Source organism: Pantoea phytobeneficialis (assembly GCF_009728735.1).
GTDB classification, from domain to species: domain Bacteria; phylum Pseudomonadota; class Gammaproteobacteria; order Enterobacterales; family Enterobacteriaceae; genus Pantoea; species Pantoea phytobeneficialis.
The window spans coordinates 2,396,234-2,415,066 of record NZ_CP024636.1; the positions used below are offsets into that span (position 1 = coordinate 2,396,234).

General features: G+C 52.8%; 18 protein-coding genes. 8 read left to right on the forward strand and 10 right to left on the reverse strand.

The genetic code is table 11. From position 1 onward, the window contains the following. The first annotated feature begins 207 nt into the window (after window positions 1-207). Window positions 208-1,674, forward strand: coding sequence for an undecaprenyl-phosphate galactose phosphotransferase WbaP (gene wbaP, locus CTZ24_RS11155; RefSeq protein ID WP_208723546.1), 1,467 nt, complete (start codon window positions 208-210; stop codon window positions 1,672-1,674). Between the two features lie 116 nt (window positions 1,675-1,790). After that, window positions 1,791-2,984, forward strand: coding sequence for a multidrug effflux MFS transporter (locus CTZ24_RS11160; RefSeq protein WP_208725542.1), 1,194 nt, complete (start codon window positions 1,791-1,793; stop codon window positions 2,982-2,984). On the opposite strand, the gene dadX is transcribed toward CTZ24_RS11160, so the two are convergent. Continuing rightward, window positions 2,977-4,047 (reverse strand): catabolic alanine racemase DadX, encoded by a 1,071-nt coding sequence (gene dadX / locus CTZ24_RS11165; RefSeq protein ID WP_208723547.1) that lies wholly within the window; start codon window positions 4,045-4,047, stop codon window positions 2,977-2,979. The two genes, CTZ24_RS11160 and dadX, sit on opposite strands and share 8 nt — an antisense overlap. A gap of 21 nt (window positions 4,048-4,068) precedes the next feature. After that, complete coding sequence (locus CTZ24_RS11170) at window positions 4,069-5,370, reverse strand: D-amino acid dehydrogenase (protein ID WP_021183028.1); 1,302 nt, start codon at window positions 5,368-5,370, stop codon at window positions 4,069-4,071. A 505-nt stretch (window positions 5,371-5,875) separates the two neighbouring features. Here CTZ24_RS11170 and CTZ24_RS11175 point away from each other — a divergent pair. Further along, window positions 5,876-7,411, forward strand: coding sequence for a SpoVR family protein (locus CTZ24_RS11175; RefSeq protein WP_036624998.1), 1,536 nt, complete (start codon window positions 5,876-5,878; stop codon window positions 7,409-7,411). Window positions 7,412-7,474: 63 nt separating this feature from the next. Here the strand turns inward: CTZ24_RS11175 and fadR are convergent, their stop codons facing one another. Next, on the reverse strand, window positions 7,475-8,194 hold the full coding sequence (gene fadR / locus CTZ24_RS11180) for a fatty acid metabolism transcriptional regulator FadR (RefSeq protein WP_208723548.1): 720 nt from the start codon (window positions 8,192-8,194) through the stop codon (window positions 7,475-7,477). Window positions 8,195-8,402: 208 nt separating this feature from the next. Here fadR and nhaB point away from each other — a divergent pair, with 208 nt between their 5' ends. Together nhaB and dsbB are read left to right on the forward strand one after the other, a co-directional pair. After that, entirely contained in the window at window positions 8,403-9,932 is a 1,530-nt protein-coding gene (gene nhaB, locus CTZ24_RS11185; protein WP_208723549.1) for a sodium/proton antiporter NhaB, read from the forward strand. Window positions 9,933-10,052: 120 nt separating this feature from the next. Beyond that, the gene (gene dsbB, locus CTZ24_RS11190; RefSeq protein WP_208723550.1) at window positions 10,053-10,583 is read left to right on the forward strand and encodes a disulfide bond formation protein DsbB; all 531 of its coding nucleotides are present in this window, start codon (window positions 10,053-10,055) and stop codon (window positions 10,581-10,583) included. 35 nt (window positions 10,584-10,618) lie between these two features. Here dsbB and ycgN read toward each other — a convergent pair whose 3' ends face one another. The 3 genes from ycgN to CTZ24_RS11205 form a co-directional block, all read right to left on the reverse strand. Further along, window positions 10,619-11,065, reverse strand: a complete 447-nt coding sequence (gene ycgN / locus CTZ24_RS11195; protein ID WP_021183023.1) for a cysteine cluster protein YcgN — start codon at window positions 11,063-11,065, stop codon at window positions 10,619-10,621. 64 nt (window positions 11,066-11,129) lie between these two features. Further along, complete coding sequence (locus tag CTZ24_RS11200) at window positions 11,130-11,789, reverse strand: fumarylacetoacetate hydrolase family protein (RefSeq protein WP_021183022.1); 660 nt, start codon at window positions 11,787-11,789, stop codon at window positions 11,130-11,132. A gap of 248 nt (window positions 11,790-12,037) precedes the next feature. Further along, entirely contained in the window at window positions 12,038-12,313 is a 276-nt protein-coding gene (locus CTZ24_RS11205; protein WP_208723551.1) for a YcgL domain-containing protein, read from the reverse strand. Window positions 12,314-12,466: 153 nt separating this feature from the next. On the opposite strand from CTZ24_RS11205, the gene minC reads away from it, so the two are divergent. From minC to minE, 3 genes are read left to right on the forward strand one after another with little or no spacing between them, the layout of a single operon-like run. Further along, window positions 12,467-13,171 (forward strand): septum site-determining protein MinC, encoded by a 705-nt coding sequence (gene minC / locus CTZ24_RS11210; protein WP_208723552.1) that lies wholly within the window; start codon window positions 12,467-12,469, stop codon window positions 13,169-13,171. Window positions 13,172-13,204: 33 nt separating this feature from the next. Beyond that, complete coding sequence (gene minD, locus CTZ24_RS11215) at window positions 13,205-14,017, forward strand: septum site-determining protein MinD (RefSeq protein WP_021183019.1); 813 nt, start codon at window positions 13,205-13,207, stop codon at window positions 14,015-14,017. A 3-nt stretch (window positions 14,018-14,020) separates the two neighbouring features. Beyond that, window positions 14,021-14,290, forward strand: a complete 270-nt coding sequence (gene minE, locus CTZ24_RS11220) for a cell division topological specificity factor MinE (RefSeq protein WP_013509389.1) — start codon at window positions 14,021-14,023, stop codon at window positions 14,288-14,290. Window positions 14,291-14,344: 54 nt separating this feature from the next. On the opposite strand, the gene rnd is transcribed toward minE, so the two are convergent. From rnd to tsaB, 4 genes are all read right to left on the reverse strand, one after another. Further along, the gene (gene rnd, locus CTZ24_RS11225) at window positions 14,345-15,466 is read right to left on the reverse strand and encodes a ribonuclease D (protein ID WP_208725543.1); all 1,122 of its coding nucleotides are present in this window, start codon (window positions 15,464-15,466) and stop codon (window positions 14,345-14,347) included. A 101-nt stretch (window positions 15,467-15,567) separates the two neighbouring features. Further along, a complete protein-coding gene (gene fadD / locus CTZ24_RS11230; RefSeq protein ID WP_208723553.1) occupies window positions 15,568-17,241 on the reverse strand; it encodes a long-chain-fatty-acid--CoA ligase FadD in 1,674 nt (557 codons plus the stop codon). A 211-nt stretch (window positions 17,242-17,452) separates the two neighbouring features. Then, entirely contained in the window at window positions 17,453-18,046 is a 594-nt protein-coding gene (locus CTZ24_RS11235) for a Slp family lipoprotein (RefSeq protein ID WP_208723554.1), read from the reverse strand. A 61-nt stretch (window positions 18,047-18,107) separates the two neighbouring features. Further along, window positions 18,108-18,806 carry a tRNA (adenosine(37)-N6)-threonylcarbamoyltransferase complex dimerization subunit type 1 TsaB gene (tsaB, locus tag CTZ24_RS11240; protein ID WP_208723555.1) on the reverse strand — a complete coding sequence of 233 codons (699 nt, stop codon included), beginning with the start codon at window positions 18,804-18,806 and terminating at the stop codon, window positions 18,108-18,110. Window positions 18,807-18,833 lie beyond the last annotated feature (27 nt).

An 18,833-nucleotide genomic window follows, 5' to 3' on the forward strand; every position in this document is an offset into this window, starting at 1 on the left:
CAAATATCTCCTGCATACTCATAAACGTTGCTGCATTATTTTGTGACGAAAATCACGCCACAAACGGTCCTTATCGTGCAGCGCTTATGGCAATGCTGATTTATATCTCGCTGAAATAAAAAGCCTTCTTCTTTCGGCGGTCCACACCTGAGCGCGTACTTGATTCTGGTCAGGCCATCTTTTACTTAAGAAAAGAGAGCAGGTTTTATGGCAAGTACATTGGTAATAAATAATGCAGCCCGCTCATGGAGCGGCTTGCGAAAAAACATTATTGCGAAAATAGCCCTAAGCATTTCTGATTTAATTGCACTGAATCTGGCACTTTTTTTATCCGCCGCCACCATCCAGGGGATTTGGGGAGAACTGGACACCTTTATTCCTCCGCATCAAATTGAATATCGCTTCGTTGCGCAGTTAGGCCTTTCACTACTTTGCACTTTATGGTTTTGGGTGCGCCTCCGTCATTACACCTACCGCAAGCCTTTCTGGTTTGAACTGAAAGAGATCGTCAAAACCCTTTTCGTTTTCTCCCTACTCGACCTGGCACTGATTGCCTTCTCGAAATGGGACTTCTCGCGCATGGTGTGGGTGTTTAGCTGGAGCTATGCCCTGCTGCTGCTGCCGCTGATGCGTGCCGGAGTGAAGCGAGCCATTAATCGCGCCGGTCAATGGCAAAAAGAAACCATTATTATCGGTTCCGGTAAAAATGCGCTGGAAGCCTATGCAGCCCTGCAAAGTGAAGAGATTCTTGGCTATAACGTGCAGGCGTTTATTGCCCTTGATAGCGACAAGCACCCGGAGCATGTCAATGGCGTGCCAGTGATTACCTGGGAAGATATTAACTGGCAAACCATTGATCGTGATAACACCCAATTTATTGTCGCCACTGAGTTCGAACAGCAGGTGGTGCGGGATAAATGGTTGAAGTTCCTTTCCAAAATGCAATGCCGTTCGGTTTCCGTTATCCCGACACTGCGCGGTGTGCCGCTGTACGGCACGGATATGTCGTTTATCTTCAGTCATGAAGTGATGATCCTGCGCGTCAGCAACAACCTGGCAAAACGCTCTTCGCGCTTCCTTAAGCGTAGCTTCGACATTATCGTCGCTTCATTGCTGTTGCTGTTCCTCGCCCCGGTATTTGCGCTGCTGTGCTGGATGGTGAAACGTGACGGCGGCAACGCCATCTATGGTCATGAGCGCGTCGGTTTCGAAGGCAAGAAGTTTCACTGTCTGAAATTCCGTTCGATGGTGACCAATTCACAGGAAGTGCTGCAAAACCTGCTGGCGACCAGTGAGGAAGCGCGAGCCGAATGGGACCGCGACTTTAAGCTGAAAAACGATCCGCGCATCACCAAAATCGGGGGCTTCCTGCGTAAAACCAGCCTCGATGAATTACCTCAGCTATGGAACGTGATTCGCGGTGAAATGAGTCTGGTGGGACCACGACCGGTGATTGAGGCCGAACTGGAGCGTTATGCCGGAGATGTGGACTACTACCTGATGGCGAAACCAGGCATGACCGGGTTATGGCAGGTGAGCGGCCGTAACGATATCGACTACGATACCCGCGTCTATTTTGACTCCTGGTACGTGAAAAACTGGGCGTTATGGACAGACATCGCCATCCTGTTCAAGACCGCTGGTGTGGTTCTGCGCCGCGACGGTGCCTACTGATACCCTCGACGCGATGTCTGTTGCAGTCTGGCAGACATCGCCTTTTTTAATCCTTTCCTTTTGCCCTCTGAATCATTACCCTTCCCGCTCGATTAACAGGATGTTTCTGGTTTGTGATGCAAAAATTTACCCTGCTGCTTTTAAGCCTGGTGCTGCTGGCACCGCTCGGCATTGATCTCTACCTGCCAACGCTACCGCAAATTGCCGAGGGGCTAAACAGCCCGGTGAGTCTGATTCAGACCACCATCCCACTGTTTTTACTGGTAATGGGGATCGGTCAACTGATCACCGGGCCATTGGTCGATAATTTTGGCCGTAAACCCATCGCGTTGATCGGGCTGGCGCTCTACATCATCGGTAGCGCCGTAGCGGCCACCGCCAGCGTCTGGCCGATATTTATGCTGGCACGCTTAATTCAGGGCTGTGCGGTATGTTGCACCGCGGTGGTGGCATTCAGCGGCGTACGCGACCGACTGAGCGGTGATGCCGCTGCTCGCGCTTACGGTTTTCTCAATGGCGCACTGAATATCGTCCCCGCACTGGCACCGTTGCTGGGTGGCCTGTTAGCCGATGCCTGGGGCTGGCGTGCCCCCTTCTGGTTTCTGTCGGCCTATGCCGTGGTGATCACTGCGGTGGTGCTGCTGTGGCTGCCAGAAACCCGCCCGGCCAATACCCTGCGTGTCTCAGGATTACCGCTGGGACAATATCTCGCCATCGCGCGGGAGCCACGTTTTCTGGCATTCGCCTTTGCCAATGCAGGCGCACTCGGCATGGTGCTGACCTATGTGTCGCTGGCCCCCCATGTACTGATGACCGAAGGCGGTCTGACACCACTCCAGTTCTCTTTTGCCTTTGGTGCCAATGGGTTCTGGATCATGCTGGTGAGTGCTTTTGTGAATAAAACCATCCGCAAAGCCGGTCGGCCATTTTGTCTGGCGATGGGTTTTGTCGCTATGTTAGTCGGTGCGCTGCTGCTCACCGGCGGAATGGCGCTGTTACCTGCGGCCTGGCAAACGCATTGGGCGTTGTACATGATCCCGGTCGCCATCTCCGTCGCCGGACTGGCTTTTACCGTTGGCCCGGCCACCAGCTATGCGTTGGAACCGTACCAACAGCAGGCGGGCGTTGCTGCGGCATTACAGGGATTTATTCAGATGGCCTGTGGTGCAGGCGGCAGCCTGTTGGTGGTGGCCTTACCGCTGGCGGAGAAATCCGCGCTGGCACTGATGATGCTGGTAGGTGCAGCGCTGGCGCTTATCGCCTGGCGCTGCAGTAAACGTATGCACGGTTCACTCACCGCGGTTAAATGATTTCCACCGGAACGCGTGGTGCCAGGGCGCACATCAACTCGTAGCCCACCGTTCCGGCTGCTTTTGCCACGTCATCGATTTTCACCTGTTCGCCCCACAGTTCCACTTTCGAACCAATTCCGGCCTGCGGGCAAGGTTCGAGATCAATCATAATCATATCCATCGAAATCGCGCCGACGGTTCGCGTCATCACTCCATTGACACTTACCGGTGTCCCGGTCGGCGCATGGCGCGGATAACCATCGGCGTAACCGCAGGCCACCACACCGATACGCTGAGCGGCAGATGCGTGATAGCGATAACCGTAGCCCACACCATCACCCGCCTGTAATTGTTGAATACCAATGATTTCGCTGGTCAGGGTCATCACCGGTTTAAGACCGGTGCTGGCGATATCCTGCCAGTTACCGCTCGGCGAGGCACCGTACAACACAATGCCGGGACGGACCCAGTCGAAATGCGCTTCCGGGTGCCACAACGTAGCCGCCGAATTCGACAGCGAGCGTGGGCAGTTCAGCCCTTCTGCTGCCAGTTCAATGCGCTTCATCGGCTCGATAATTCCCTGCGGATTCTCGGCATCAGCGAAGTGTGCCATCAGCGTCATCTCGCCGACATTGGGTAACGCCCGCAACGCCTGCCAGGCGGCATTCACCTGCTCAGGACGGAAGCCGAGGCGATTCATGCCGCTGTTCACCTTCACATAGATATCGATCGGCGCAGAGAGTTGCACCTGCGCCAGCGCCTGAATCTGCCAGTTGCTGTGCACGCTGGTCGTCAGGCGATAGCGGTCGATCAGTTGCAGATCTTCTGCATGGAAAAAACCTTCCAGCAGCAGAATCGGTTTTTTCCACCCCTGCTCACGCAGCAGGATGGCTTCTTCCATGTTCAGTAACGCGAAACCGTCGGTTTCGGCCAGGTTCTGCCAGACGCGGCGGATACCGTGCCCATAAGCGTTAGCCTTTACCACGGACCAAACGCGTGATGCGGGTGCCGCCTGACGAACGACGGTGAGATTATGTCGCAGCGCCTGTTGATTAATGGTGGCGACAATCGGACGTGACATGCTCTTGCTCTCCCTGAATGCTCAACGCGTTACGTTAGCGTTACGCAACGGCGATGTGTTTGGCTCAAAACCGGGTAAATAACGCAGCACTGACAAATCGTCAGAAGCGATGGCCGGTTTCTTCCCGGAAATCAGATCGGCCAGCAACTGGCCAGAACCGCAGGCCATCGTCCATCCCAGCGTACCATGACCGGTATTAAGATAGAGATTAGAGAGCGGCGTACGGCCAACAATTGGCGTGCCGTCCGGCGTCATCGGACGCAATCCGCTCCAGAACGTGGCCTGTTCAACATAACCGCCTTCAGGATAGAGATCGCTGACCACCATCTCCAGCGTTTCACGACGTGCTGGCAACAGTTTGGTGTTAAAACCAACAATTTCCGCCATGCCGCCCACGCGGATACGATCATCAAAGCGTGTGACAGCCACTTTATAGGTTTCATCCAGAATGGTAGAGACCGGCGCCGCATCCGGGTTTTTAATCGGAATCGTCAGCGAATAACCTTTCAACGGATACACCGGAATGCTGACAATATCTTTCAGCAGCGCGGTCGAGTAAGAACCAAACGCCACCACGTAAGCATCGGCTTTGATCACTTCATCCCCACATTTCACACCGTAGATACGGTTACCTTCACGTAGCAGGTGATCAACCGGCGTATCGAAGCGGAAGGTGACGCCAGCGGCGGCAGCCATCGCCGCGAGGCGCTGGGTAAATAGCTGGCAATCGCCAGTTTCATCGTTTGGCAGACGCAAACCACCGGTCAGTTTGTGGGCCGTTGTCGCCAGCGCCGGTTCAACACTCGCCAGTTGGTGGGACTCCAGCAGTTGGTAAGGCACTCCCGCTTCTTTCAGCACCGCAATATCTTTGCTGGCGCTTTCGAATTGCTGGCGGGTGCGAAACAGTTGCAGGGTGCCGCCCTGACGTCCCTCGTAAGCTATCCCGGTCGATTCACGCAAGGCTTTCAGGCAGTCACGGCTGTATTCCGCAATCCGCACCATGCGACTTTTGTTTTCCTGATAGTGGCGCATATCGCAGTTGCGCAGCATGTTCCACATCCACTCCAGTTGGAAGCGACTGCCATCGAGGCGGATAGCCAATGGCGCATGACGCTGGAACATCCATTTAACCGCTTTGAGTGGTACACCCGGTGCGGCCCAGGGGGCAGCATAGCCGGGAGAAATTTGTCCGGCATTACCTGCGCTGGTCTCCAGCGCTGCCCCCGGCTGACGATCAATGACGGTAACCTCATGCCCGGCCTGCGCCAGGTACCAGGCGCTTGCGACGCCGACCACACCACTTCCCAGAATCACTACGCGCATAAGACCCTCGCCACCACCACAAAAGCATAATTGACCATATATTAAGCCTGGCACAGCATAACCAGACACCGGAAACCACCTCACATCTGACAGTATCATTTCACATGTTTTTTACCTTTCTGGTAACTAAAATCATGCCATCACGACAAAATCAGGATTTTTTATGCTGAAAAGTCATAAATCAGCAATTTATGATGCGGGAATCAGTCATTTTCACTTTTTTCAGGAGAAAGCGCCGCAGTCATACAATGCACTTATAATCAGAATAATATTCTGCAAAATAAAACCAAATCCATATTTGAAATTATGAAATCAGCTGCGAGGATTTTTTGAATGATTTTGTGCCAAAAGAATTCGTTTGAGTTCCGGTTTCGGATAAGCGACAGTGGACTATCATTGATGTGTTCGCTCAGTTTTTTTGGGCTGTCTTTCTCAGGATGAAGCCTTAAACGTTCGTGACAGGTGACATTCCGTTACCTGCCACTCTGCAAAACAGAGGTGCGCTATGACGACAATCTTTGACGAGCCAACCAGGAACAGTAAACGACTCAGTGACGGGCCTGACTGGACATTCGAGTTGCTTGATGTCTATCTGGCAGAAATTGACCGTGTAGCCAAACTCTATGGGCTGGATACCTATCCGCACCAAATTGAAGTAATCACCTCTGAGCAGATGATGGACGCCTACTCCAGCGTGGGTATGCCGATCAACTATGCCCACTGGTCCTTCGGCAAGAAATTTATTGAGACTGAGCAACGCTATAAGCACGGGCAACAAGGCCTGGCTTATGAGATCGTGATTAACTCCAACCCCTGTATCGCCTATCTGATGGAAGAGAACACCATGACGATGCAGGCGCTGGTTATGGCGCATGCCTGCTATGGTCACAACTCTTTCTTCAAAAATAATTACCTGTTCCGCAGTTGGACCGATGCCAGTTCGATTGTCGATTACCTGCTGTTTGCCCGTAATTACATCTCCGACTGTGAAGAACGTTACGGTGTAGAGGAAGTTGAGCGGTTGCTCGACTCCTGCCATGCCCTGATGAACTACGGCGTGGATCGTTATAAACGCCCGCAAAAAATCTCCTTACAGGAAGAGAAAGCGCGGCAAAAAAGCCGTGAAGAGTATCTACAAAGTCAGGTCAATACGTTGTGGCGTACCCTGCCGCGTAAAGAGAAAGAGTCGGTACAGGTTGAAGCCGCTCGCTATCCCTCTGAGCCACAAGAGAATTTGCTTTATTTTATGGAGAAGAATGCCCCGTTGCTGGAACCCTGGCAGCGTGAGGTGTTGCGCATTGTGCGTAAGGTTAGCCAGTACTTCTATCCACAAAAGCAAACCCAGGTAATGAACGAAGGCTGGGCAACGTTCTGGCATTACACCATCCTCAACCATATGTATGACGAGGGGAAAGTGTCGGAACGCTTCATGATGGAGTTTTTGCATAGCCATACCAACGTGGTTTTCCAGCCGCCCTATAACAGCCCGTGGTATAACGGCATTAACCCTTATGCTCTCGGTTTTGCGATGTTCCAGGATATCAAACGTATTTGTCAGTCCCCGACTGAGGAAGATCGTTACTGGTTCCCGGATATCGCCGGTTCAGATTGGTTAAAGACGTTGCACTTCGCGATGCGGGAATTCAAGGATGAAAGCTTTATCAGCCAGTTCCTGTCGCCGAAAGTAATGCGCGATTTCCGCTTGTTCACCGTGCTGGATGATGATCGTAACAACTATCTGGAAATTGCCGCGATTCATGACGAAGCCGGTTATCGGGCAATCCGCCAGCAGCTGTCGGCGCAGTACAACCTGAGTAATCTGGAACCCAACATTCAGGTTTACAACGTCGATCTGCGCGGGGATCGCTCGCTGACGCTGCGTTACGTACCGCAGCAACGTGCGCCGTTAGATAAAAGCCGCCGCGAAGTCCTGAAGCACGTACATCGCCTGTGGGGCTTTGATGTCATCCTTGAACAACAGAATGAAGATGGCAGCGTAGAACTGCTGGATCGCAGCCCGGCACGCGGTCCGGCGCTGTAAAGGTCACAAAAAAGCCGCCATCATGTTGATGGCGGCTTTTTATTGGACAAAAGGCAGGTTGAATTAACGCTTAGTCCCCAAATCATCCGGCATACTTTTCTGCATGCCATGCCAGATTTCACCGCTGCGGCGACCATAATCACGCACGCAATCGACAATCTGCTCCTGCGTCGGTTTAACCCCACACAGATCCGCCAGTTGACGGTAGAAACTGCGAGCCAACTCACGCGCTTCCGGATTGGAGAAGTAGTGGCGGCCAACGCGGGTATACAGACCTTTCAGTCCATTGAGGATCAAACCGTAGATCGGGTTACCGGAAGCAAATGCCAGACCACGGAATACACGATAGTCCAGCTCAGTGTAGGCATCTGCCTGATCCTCAGAATTCAGCGCCGTTTCCAGCACATCGCGCGCTTTGTCCGGATGATGACGTAAGGCACGGCTGATAAAGATAGAGGCAATATTGGTTCGTACCGACAACAGATTATCAATCAGCTGCGGCACGCTATCATGATCGAGCCTTGCCAGAGTTTCGAGAATGTTTAAACCTGATGTTTCCCAAAAATCATTCACCCGCGTAGGTTTACCGTGCTGGATGGTCAGCCAGCCATCACGCGCCAGGCGCTGTAAAACTTCACGCAGCGTAGTACGGGTCACCCCGATCAATTCAGAAAGCTCACGTTCGGCAGGTAGAATTGACCCCGGCGGAAAACGACTGTTCCAGATGCTTTCAATAATATACTCTTCAGCAAATCCTGCGGGGCTTTGCGCCTTAATCACCATAGCATTTATTTCTCGTTGCTTTCTTTATCGTAATTGGACTCATCATACCAGAGGGGCTATAGCGGATATAGCCTGGCAACCGATTAAAAGCGCACGCTGCCGCAAATTTCCATATCATTTAATACCCACACGATCTCCATTTGCGTAGCACCTGGAGACGCATTACCCTTGGCAAAATTTATAACATGCAAGATCTCAGGGAGAGTCGATGGAACTCAGCTACGCGCAGGCCTTCAGACGCAATTTTCTCGGGCAATCACCCGAGTGGTACAAACTGACACTGATTACTTTTCTGGTCATCAATCCGCTGTTGTTCTTTTTTGTCAGCCCGTTTTTGGCGGGTTGGGTGTTGGTCGCCGAGTTTATTTTTACCCTTGGCATGGCGTTAAAGTGCCACCCACTGCTGCCCGGTGGCTTGTTGGCTGTCGAGGCAATTGCCATTGGCATGGCCAGTGCTGAACAGGTGAAAACTGAACTGGCCGGGAATATTGAAGTGTTGCTGCTGCTGATTTTTATGGTGGCGGGGATCTTCTTTATGAAACAACTGCTGTTATTCGTATTCACCCGTATTTTGCTGTCGATCCGCAGCAAAGTGCTGCTCGGCCTGACCTTCTGTCTTGCCGCTGCGTTTCTCTCCGCCTTCCTCGATGCGCTGACCGTACTGGCGGTGGTGATCAGCGTGGCGATGGGTTTTTATGATATTTATCATCGCGTGGCTTCGTCCGGGCTGCCGCACCATGAAGAAGTTGTCCAGCGGGAAACCCTGGAAAAATTTCGCGCCTTTTTGCGCAGCCTGATGATGCAGGCCGGTGTCGGCACCGCACTTGGCGGTGTAATGACAATGGTCGGCGAACCACAGAACCTGATCATTGCCCATGCCGCAGGGTGGAACTTCACAGAGTTTTTCCTGCGCATGGCGCCGGTTACCGTTCCGGTGTTGTTGTGTGGGATTATCACCAGCATTCTGGTGGAACGCTTCCGGGTGTTTGGCTACGGTGAAACGCTACCTGAGGCCGTACGCGCGATTTTACTGGAGAGCGACCGTCAGGCCAGTGAGCAGCGCACCCGCCAGGATACGCTGAGATTGTGGGTGCAGGCTTTGATCGGCGTTTGGCTAATTATCGCCCTCGCCTTTCATCTCGCCGAAGTTGGGTTGATCGGCCTTTCTGTGATTATTCTCGCCACCTCGCTGTGCGGGTTTACCGATGAACATACTCTCGGCCAGGCCTTTACCGAAGCTCTGCCCTTTACTGCATTGCTGGCGGTATTTTTTGCCATTGTCGCGGTGATCATTGACCAGCAACTGTTCCAGCCACTGATCCATTTTGTGTTGCAGGCCGACCCGGCCTCGCAACTCAGTTGGTTTTATGTGTTTAATGGTTTGCTGTCATCCATCTCGGATAATGTGTTTGTCGGCTCGGTGTATATCAACGAAGCGAAACATGCCTTCCAGAGTGGTGCGATTGATTTGCGTCAGTTTGAACTGTTGGCGGTCGCCACCAATACCGGCACGAATTTACCCTCAGTTGCTACCCCGAATGGTCAGGCAGCCTTCCTGTTTTTGTTGACCTCAGCACTGGCACCGCTGATTCGTCTCTCATATGGCCGCATGGTGTGGATGGCGCTGCCGTTTACCCTGGTGCTGTCACTGGTGGGATTTTTCTGCATCAATGAATTGCTGGTACCAATGAGTGATTATTTCATCCAGCAAGGTTGGCTTAGCACCACACAACTCTGAGGTTTTTTGGCCTGGATCAGGATAAGTCATTTTTATACATGATTTTTTCCTGCGTCCGGGCTGGCATGGTCACGCTTTTGGTTTACACTGCGAAACATTAATGGCTACAGGAAAGGCAATATGTTGCGATATTTGAACCAATGTTCGCGAGGACGCGGAGCCTGGTTATTGTTGGCACTGACGGCACTGGCTCTCGAACTGACTGCGCTCTTTTTCCAACACGTCATGGGATTACAGCCCTGTGTGATGTGTATTTATGAGCGTTGCGCACTGTTTGGCGTGATGGGTGCGGGTATTGTCGGAGCCATTGCGCCGAAAACCCCGTTGCGTTGGGCTGCGATTGTCATCTGGCTGTACAGTGCGATTCAGGGAGTTCGCCTCTCTTATGAACACACCATGATCCAACTCCATCCGAATCCCTTTGTCACCTGTGATTTTGCCGCGCGTTTCCCGACCTGGCTGCCACTGGATAAATGGTTGCCTGCCGTGTTCGTGGCGCGGGGTGACTGCGCCGCCATTGACTGGAGTTTCCTTGGCTGGAGCATGCCGCAGTGGATGATCGTCATTTTTGCGGCTTATCTGGTAGTTGGCCTGCTGGTGCTGATTGCACAGCCGTTCAAAGCCAAACGTCGTGATTTGTTTGGCCGTTAACAAATGAAAACAGGCAGCCTGAGCTGCCTGTTTTTTTAACCGTTACGGTCTGGCCGATCGATGATGTGATCTTCCCAATCCCGCACTTCACTCTCCCGCACCGCGATGTAACGCACTGAAATGCGTTGTGCATGCATGGCTTTCTTGGAACCTGCAACCAGCGGATGCCAGGCGGGTAATGTCTTCCCTTCACCGAGCAAACGATACGCACAGGTACGCGGCAGCCAATTGAAAGTGGTCAGATTTTCGCGTGTCAGCTTGATGCAGTCTTCTTCATATTCAAACCGCCGTTCGTAATTGCGACACTGGCAGGTTTTAATGTTTAGCTGATTGCAGGCGACGTTAGTGAAGTAAATTTCATCGGTATCCGCATCCTGCAATTTATTCAGGCAGCACTGCCCACAGCCGTCGCACAGCGATTCCCACTCTGCGTCGTCCATTTGGTCAAGGCGTTTTGTTTGCCAGAAAGGGTGATCAGTCATGATGGCGGTCCGGATTAACGTAAAGACCGCACCTTATAAAGGTTCAGGTGCGGTGATGCAAGTTTTACAGCACGCGCGTCGTAATACCGTGACCGGCCAGCGAGATTTCAAGTTTGTCACCAGAACGCATCGGGCCCACACCCTCTGGGGTGCCGGTAAGTACCACATCGCCCGCACGCAGCGTGAAATACTGGCTCATATAGGCAATCAACGGCAGAATTTTGTGGATCATATCTGCGGTGGTGCCATGCTGGCGAACTTCGCCATTCACCACCAGTTTCAGTTCGGTATCCTGTGGATTGCCGCTGAATTCAGCGGCCGGGATAAACCCAGACAGCGGGCAAGAGTTATCAAAACCTTTCGATTTTTCCCACGGCTGTCCCGCTTTTTTCAGACCAGCCTGGACATCACGCAACGTCAAATCCAGCGCCACACCGTAACCCGCGATGGCTTTCGCCACATGCTCTTCACTCGCCTGCTTCAGCGTGGCACCAATCAGCACCGCCAGTTCAACTTCGTGGTGGACTTCACCGAAATTCCCTGGAATCGACAGTGGCTGACGCAGATCGCACAGCGCGGTTTCAGGCTTGATGAACACCACCGGCTCGGTTGGCGTTGCACTTCCCATCTCCTTAATGTGCTTAGCATAGTTGCTGCCAACACAGACCACTTTACTGGCCGGGTAATCCAACAAAGCGCCCTGCCAGTTACGATGCTGATACATGCTATTCCCCTGCTTTAGTTTGCGTATGACGCCAGCCCTGCTGGCGCGTTGTGTTTGCTTCAGTGCCGGAACGTGGCACTGAGGGTCAATATATTAAGCTGGTTTGCGACTGCGGACTGTGCGGAAATTGTCAAAAGACGTTAATCAGATTCACTATATTGTCTGCAATAAGGGATTTAGCGCAGGCAAATAAATAAAGCTATCCATACAGATGATTAAATCTGGATATATTTACAGATGAATCCGAATTAATCTTTTTTGCCTTGCTGAAGATGTATGTTCAGCAGACTTTCCAGCGGGGGCGGCAATTGTAAATAATAGCCCTGATCGCTCAATGCCTGCTTTACTTTATTGATGTCTGCATTAGCCAGTTTGCCGCGTTTTTCCAGTGACAGCACCATTGCCAGCTGAGGTTTACCAAAGCCCCGCAGCAATTCTTCCGGCACGCGGGAAAAATCGTCTTTTTTTTCAACATAAAGATAAGTCTGGTCGCGTTGCGGGCTTCTGTAGATCACACAAAACATATTTTTTACTCGAATTAACTGATGGCGTCACTTGCCTGAATATAGCAGTAACTATAACATGCTTGCTGAACTTCGAATATTGACCGAGTGGTGTTAATGACGATTTTATCGGCATTCATCACCTGGTAGTGAAAACAGGACGAGTCAGGACAGATGTCGCAAATGCCAATCGAATTCAAGGGAAGCAGTTTTACCCTGTCAGTCGTTCATCTGCACCATTCGCAACCTGAGGTGATTCGTCAGGCGTTGCAGGACAAAATCGACCAGGCGCCTGGCTTTCTGAAAAATGCGCCCGTGGTGCTCAATGTGTCGGCATTGAACGGCGACATCAACTGGAAACAGATGCAACAAGCCGTCAGCGCAACCGGATTGCGTATCGTTGGCGTCAGCGGTTGTAAAGATGATGCGCTGAAAAAGATGATTGCGCGCGCCGGTTTACCGGTGCTGTCTGAAGGTAAAGAGAGCAAAAAGCGCACTGAAACGCCGGTTGCTGAAGCCGTCGCCGCCCCTGTTGTGGCTGAGACCGTCAATAAAACCCGCATCATCAATACGCCAGTACGTTCAGGCCAGCAGATCTATGCCCGCAATGCCGATTTAATCGTCACCAGCAGCGTCAGCGCCGGTGCTGAATTAGTTGCCGATGGCAACATCCACATTTACGGCATGATGCGCGGCCGCGCGCTGGCGGGTGCCAGCGGTGACCGTGACTGCCAGATTTTTTGCACCAACCTCGCCGCAGAGTTGGTCTCGATTGCCGGGGAGTACTGGATCATGGATCAGATCCCGGCAGAATTTTTTGGTAAAGCTGCGCGCCTGTGCCTCAAAGAGGGCGCGCTCACCATTCAGACACTTAATTAGGCCCCTTTTCTTTCGTTAAGGAAATCAACATTTATGGCACGCATCATTGTAGTTACATCCGGTAAAGGGGGCGTTGGCAAGACCACGTCAAGCGCGGCCATCGCCACTGGACTCGCGCAGAAAGGCAAAAAAACCGTGGTTATCGATTTTGACATCGGTCTGCGTAACCTCGACCTGATCATGGGCTGTGAACGCCGTGTGGTTTATGACTTCGTCAACGTTATTCAGGGCGATGCCACACTGAACCAGGCGCTGATTAAAGATAAGCGTACCGAGCAACTCTACATCCTGCCTGCGTCGCAAACCCGTGACAAAGATGCCCTGACCCGCGAAGGCGTTGAGAAAGTACTGAACGATCTGGCGACCATGGAGTTCGATTTTATCGTTTGTGACTCGCCGGCCGGTATCGAAACCGGTGCGCTGATGGCGCTCTATTTTGCCGACGAAGCGATTATTACTACTAACCCGGAAGTCTCTTCAGTACGTGACTCCGACCGTATTCTTGGCATCATCGCCTCAAAATCTCGCCGTGCAGAGAATGGCCAGGATGCCGTGAAAGAACACCTGCTGCTGACCCGTTACAACCCGGGCCGCGTCAGTCGTGGTGATATGTTGAGCATGGAAGACGTACTGGATATCCTGCGTATTCCATTGGTCGGCGTCATTCCTGAAGACCAATCGGTACTGCGCGCCTCTAACCAGGGCGAACCGGTGATCCTTGACGCGACCTCAGATGCCGGTAAAGCCTATGCTGATACCGTAGACCGCCTGCTTGGCGAAGAACGCCCCTTCCGCTTTATTGAAGAAGAGAAGAAGGGTTTCCTGAAACGCCTGTTCGGGGGATAACCAATGGCATTACTTGATTTCTTTTTATCCCGTAAGAAGAACACAGCCAACATAGCCAAGGAAAGGCTGCAAATTATTGTGGCTGAACGCAGAAGGGGCGACAGTGAGCCCCACTACCTGCCGCAGCTCAAGCGCGACATTCTGGAAGTGATTTGCAAGTATGTGAAGATTGACCCAGATATGGTGACCGTTCAGCTGGATCAGAAAGGAGATGATATCTCGATTCTGGAGCTGAACGTTACGCTACCGGAGACGGAAGAAGTCACCAAATGACGCTAGCGGTCTCCTGATTTTCCCCTGCGTTGTTTGCAGGGGAAAATACTGGATTTAGTGCGTCTGCAAAATCTCGTCGATGCGCGCCTTGAACAAATCGCCACGCCAGCCTGCGATTAATTCCGGTGTGCGTGAGGCATTTTTCAACCCCCAATGCACGCTCAACACCTGATTGATCTGACGACGTGAAGCCAGCAACTCCTGGCTAAAACCCGTCTCTTCGCTCACCTGCTGGACCAACGCTTTGATGGCTTTGAAGGTCTGCTTGTATTCCGGGTGATCAATCAGATTCCCCAGCGGTTGCGGCAACGTGCTTTCATCCTGCGCTTGCGCTTCGGCCACCATCGCCACCAGCGCTTTACCGTGGAAGCGGATTTCATGGCCATTCAGGCCCAGATGATCCAGTTCACCGAGACTGCCGGGCATAAAACGCGCCACTTTCCACAAGTTCTCTTCGCGCACCACGAAGTTCACCGCCATATCTTTCTGCCGCGCGATATTCAGCCGCCACGCCGCAAGACGCTGCAAAGCCGCCAACTGACGCGGGCGCAGTTGCCAGGCATTGGTGATATCACGCCAGGCATCTTCAGGCACCAGCACATCCAGACGACGCTGGCATAAGGTGTCACATTCGCTCAGCGCTGCGGCCATGTTGCCTGCCGCTTCCGTTTGCGCCACCAGTTGATGGGCTATCGGCAGCAGGTAAGCGACATCCGCCGCCGCATATTCACACTGGCGCGCCGTCAGCGGACGCGCCAGCCAGTCAGTGCGCGCTTCACTTTTATCCAGCTCGATCTGATTAAAGTGCATCACCATCGCGGCAAAACCCCACGACAGAGGCTGCCCGGCAAAAGCCGCCAGAATTTGGGTATCGACCATCGGATCCGGCAGGCAGCGAAAACGATGCAGAAACACTTCGAGATCTTCACCACCCGCGTGCAGGAATTTGGTTACCTGGGTATCACGCAATAACGCAATAAACGGTGACCAGTCGCTAATGTTGAGAGGATCGATCAGGACCAATTGCTCGCCATCAAACAGCTGGATCAGGCCCAACTGCGGATAGTAAGTACGGGTGCGAACAAATTCGGTATCCAGCGCCACAGCGCTATGCTGCCGTGCTTTGTCACATACCGCCGCCAGTTGGTCATTTTGGTCGATCAGGGAATAATTCACGTTATGTTTTCGCTGCAACATACTTCGTGCAGCGCTCCATGTTAAAAGCAATAAAAACGCCGGACTTTGCCGGCGTTAACCTTTGAGCGAGGTGCGCACACTTACCCTTCCCGCTTCACCTCATCGCGCAACTCACGACGTAAAATCTTGCCGACATTAGTCTTAGGCAACTCGTCGCGAAACTCGATAATCTTCGGCACCTTGTAGCCGGTTAGCTGACGGCGACAGTGATCCAGCACTTCTTCTTTGGTTAAGGTGGGATCTTTCTTCACGATACACACTTTCACCGCTTCACCGGAAAGATCGCTCGGTACGCCAATCGCGGCGGCCTCTCGCACTTTCTCATGCTGCATCAGCACATCTTCGATCTCATTAGGATACACGTTAAAGCCCGACACCAGAATCATGTCTTTTTTGCGATCGACGATGCGGATAAAGCCTTCGCTGTCCACGGTAACAATATCACCGGTATGCAGCCAGCCATTTTTTAGCACTTCTTCGGTAGCTTCCGGGCGTTGCCAGTAACCGACCATCACTTGCGGGCCGCGTACGCAAAGCTCTCCCGGCTCACCCGGCAGGACATCATGTTCATCTTCATCGACGATACGCACATCGGTAGAAGGTACCGGTAAACCGATGCTTCCGGTATGGCAGGTGATGTCATAAGGATTCACCGACACCAACGGTGAACACTCGGTCAAACCGTAGCCTTCCAGCAGATAGTGGCCGGTCAGTTTCTCCCAGCGTTCAGCCACGGCTTTTTGCACCGCCATACCGCCGCCCGCCGACATCCGCAGGGTGGAGAAATCCAGCTTATTAAAGTTGGCATCGTTGAGCAGCGCGTTGAACAGGGTATTCACACCGGTAATCGCGGTGAACGGGAACTTAGCCAGCTCCCTGACAAAACCCGGGATGTCGCGCGGATTGGTGATCAACAGGTTCTGGCCGCCCAGATCGAGGAACAGCAGACAGTTAACCGTCAGAGCAAAAATATGGTACAGCGGCAAGGCGGTGACCACGCACTCCTGTCCCGGACGCAGCAGCTTGCCATAGGTGGCTTTCGCCTGTTCGAGGTTGGCCTGCATATTGCCGTGCGTCAGCATTGCGCCTTTCGCTACCCCGGTGGTACCACCGGTATATTGCAGAAACGCCAGGTCATCATTGGTCACATCAGGGCGTTGATAAGTCAGTTGCTCCCCCTGCTGCAACGCCAGACGAAAAGAAACGGCACCTGGCAGATGGTATTTCGGCACCAACTTCTTCACATAGCGAACAACAAAATTAACCAGCGTTCCTTTGATGGGGGCCAGTTGATCGCCCATGCGCGTTAACATCACATGTTTAACCTGAGTCTCGGCCACGACTTTTTCTAAGGTGTGCGCAAAATTCGAGACGATGACAATCGCACTGGCACCGCTGTCGTTAAGTTGATGCTTTAACTCGCGTGGTGTGTAGAGTGGGTTAACATTCACTACCACCATGCCTGCACGCAGCACGCCAAACAGCGCCACCGGATATTGCAGCAGATTAGGCATCATCAGCGCAACCCGGTCACCGGCTTTAAGCTTCAACCCCTGTTGTAACCAGGCAGCGAAAGCACGACTTTGCTGGTCCAGCTGACGATAGGTCATCGGTTGACCCATGTTTACGAAAGCGACCTGATCGGCATAACGCGTTGCTGCATGCTCAAATAGATCGATCAAAGAGGTATAACGGTCCGCAGTAATTTCCGCTGGGACATCCGGCGGATAGCGTTTCAGCCAAACCTTAGTCAAAGATTCACCCCGAGATTCTTGTTGCGTAGCCATCGCAGCCTCTGCCATCAGTGTTGTTAACAATATTTTAACTGATTGTACCAGTTTGCCGGTGTCGACCTGTTCAGGTTGCGAGGCTCATCACTAAATTTCGCGCTTCGTTTGCGCACTCAATAAAAAGGCCCGTTCGCGTGCGCCGCGATCGGGCCGTAAATAACTGATTAAAAATAACTTATTCAGTCAGGATGGTTTCTACCTGTGCCGGACCACTATTGGACATGCCCCAGTAAGGGTTGGGTCCCCAATAGCCTGGATGATGGCGTGTCGGTCCGTAGAAAATCCAGGGATCGATAGGCTGCGGTGGCGTCATAACCTGCTGCGTTAAATGCCAGCGCTGATAACCTCTTACATCGATAACCACAAAATTATAGCTGGCCTGGCCGATCGTCCCTTTTTCTGTCCCTTTGATATTGCCCAGCACGGTAACGTACTGGTTTTTCACATCGGTCGGATCAACGAAGCCGTGAATATCGGCAAAAATACGACCGACCGATGCCGAACCAAGACGTGGTCGGGCGCTGTCATCCAATGGTTGGGTGGCAATTTCGAGGCGCGTCAGACCATTAAGATTGGTGACGTTTACCACTTTACCGCCGAAGCGCGACTCCTGGCCGACATAGAGCTGCGGCGCATTCATCACGCGTAATAGATCTTGCTGTGGAAGCTGTGAACTCCCTTTAATGGCATCCGGCACCGAAACACAACCGCTGATCAACAGCACGCAGGCTAACAGAGCGCCAGACATCCCTTTACGACTCATTGGCATAGCACTTCTCCTGTTATTTCTCAGATTAGACTGAGAGCGTAGCGATAAGTTGCGCGGTCCCTTAACGTCCCGGCAATTTTTTCCATGCCACTTCATTGCGCAGATATACGGGCTCGGCGTGTTCTACCGCTACCGTTTCTCCCCGTTGCCAGGCCGCAAGCGCCAACGGCAGCATATCTTCAGCAGCAGGTAACTGGACTTCGCTGGCGATCAGATGCGCACCGGGCGTGGTTAACAGCTGCGGATACGCCTGCCAACCGGTGCCAACCGTGGTCCACTCACCGCTCAGGCTGGCAATACGCGTCTGAGCGGCTTCCGGTGACAGCACGGCTTCGGTTTCTTCGCCGTGCCACTCGCCGTTCGCATCGCGTTGATACTCCGCCCAATAGACTTCGCCCATGCGTGCATCGATCGCCGCCAGCACACGCGTTGCGCCGCTCAGTCGCCAGGCGCCTTGCGCCATGGTGGCTAACGAGGAGACGCCAATCATTGGCAGATTCGCCCCCAGCGCCAGCCCCTGGGCGATACCGATGCCGATACGCACGCCGGTAAAACTGCCCGGCCCGCGTCCAAACGCCAGCGCATCCAGCGCCGTCAGCTCAAGTTGTTGCGCCTGCAACAACGCCTGTACCAGCGGCAGAATACGTTGAGTATGGTCACGCGGAGCGATTTCGAAACGGGAATCAAGCTGTTGTTGATTCAGCAGCGCGGCAGAACAGGCTTCTGTCGCCGTGTCCAGGGCTAAAATTCGGGCGGACATAACAACCTCGGGAGATTCAAAATGGCG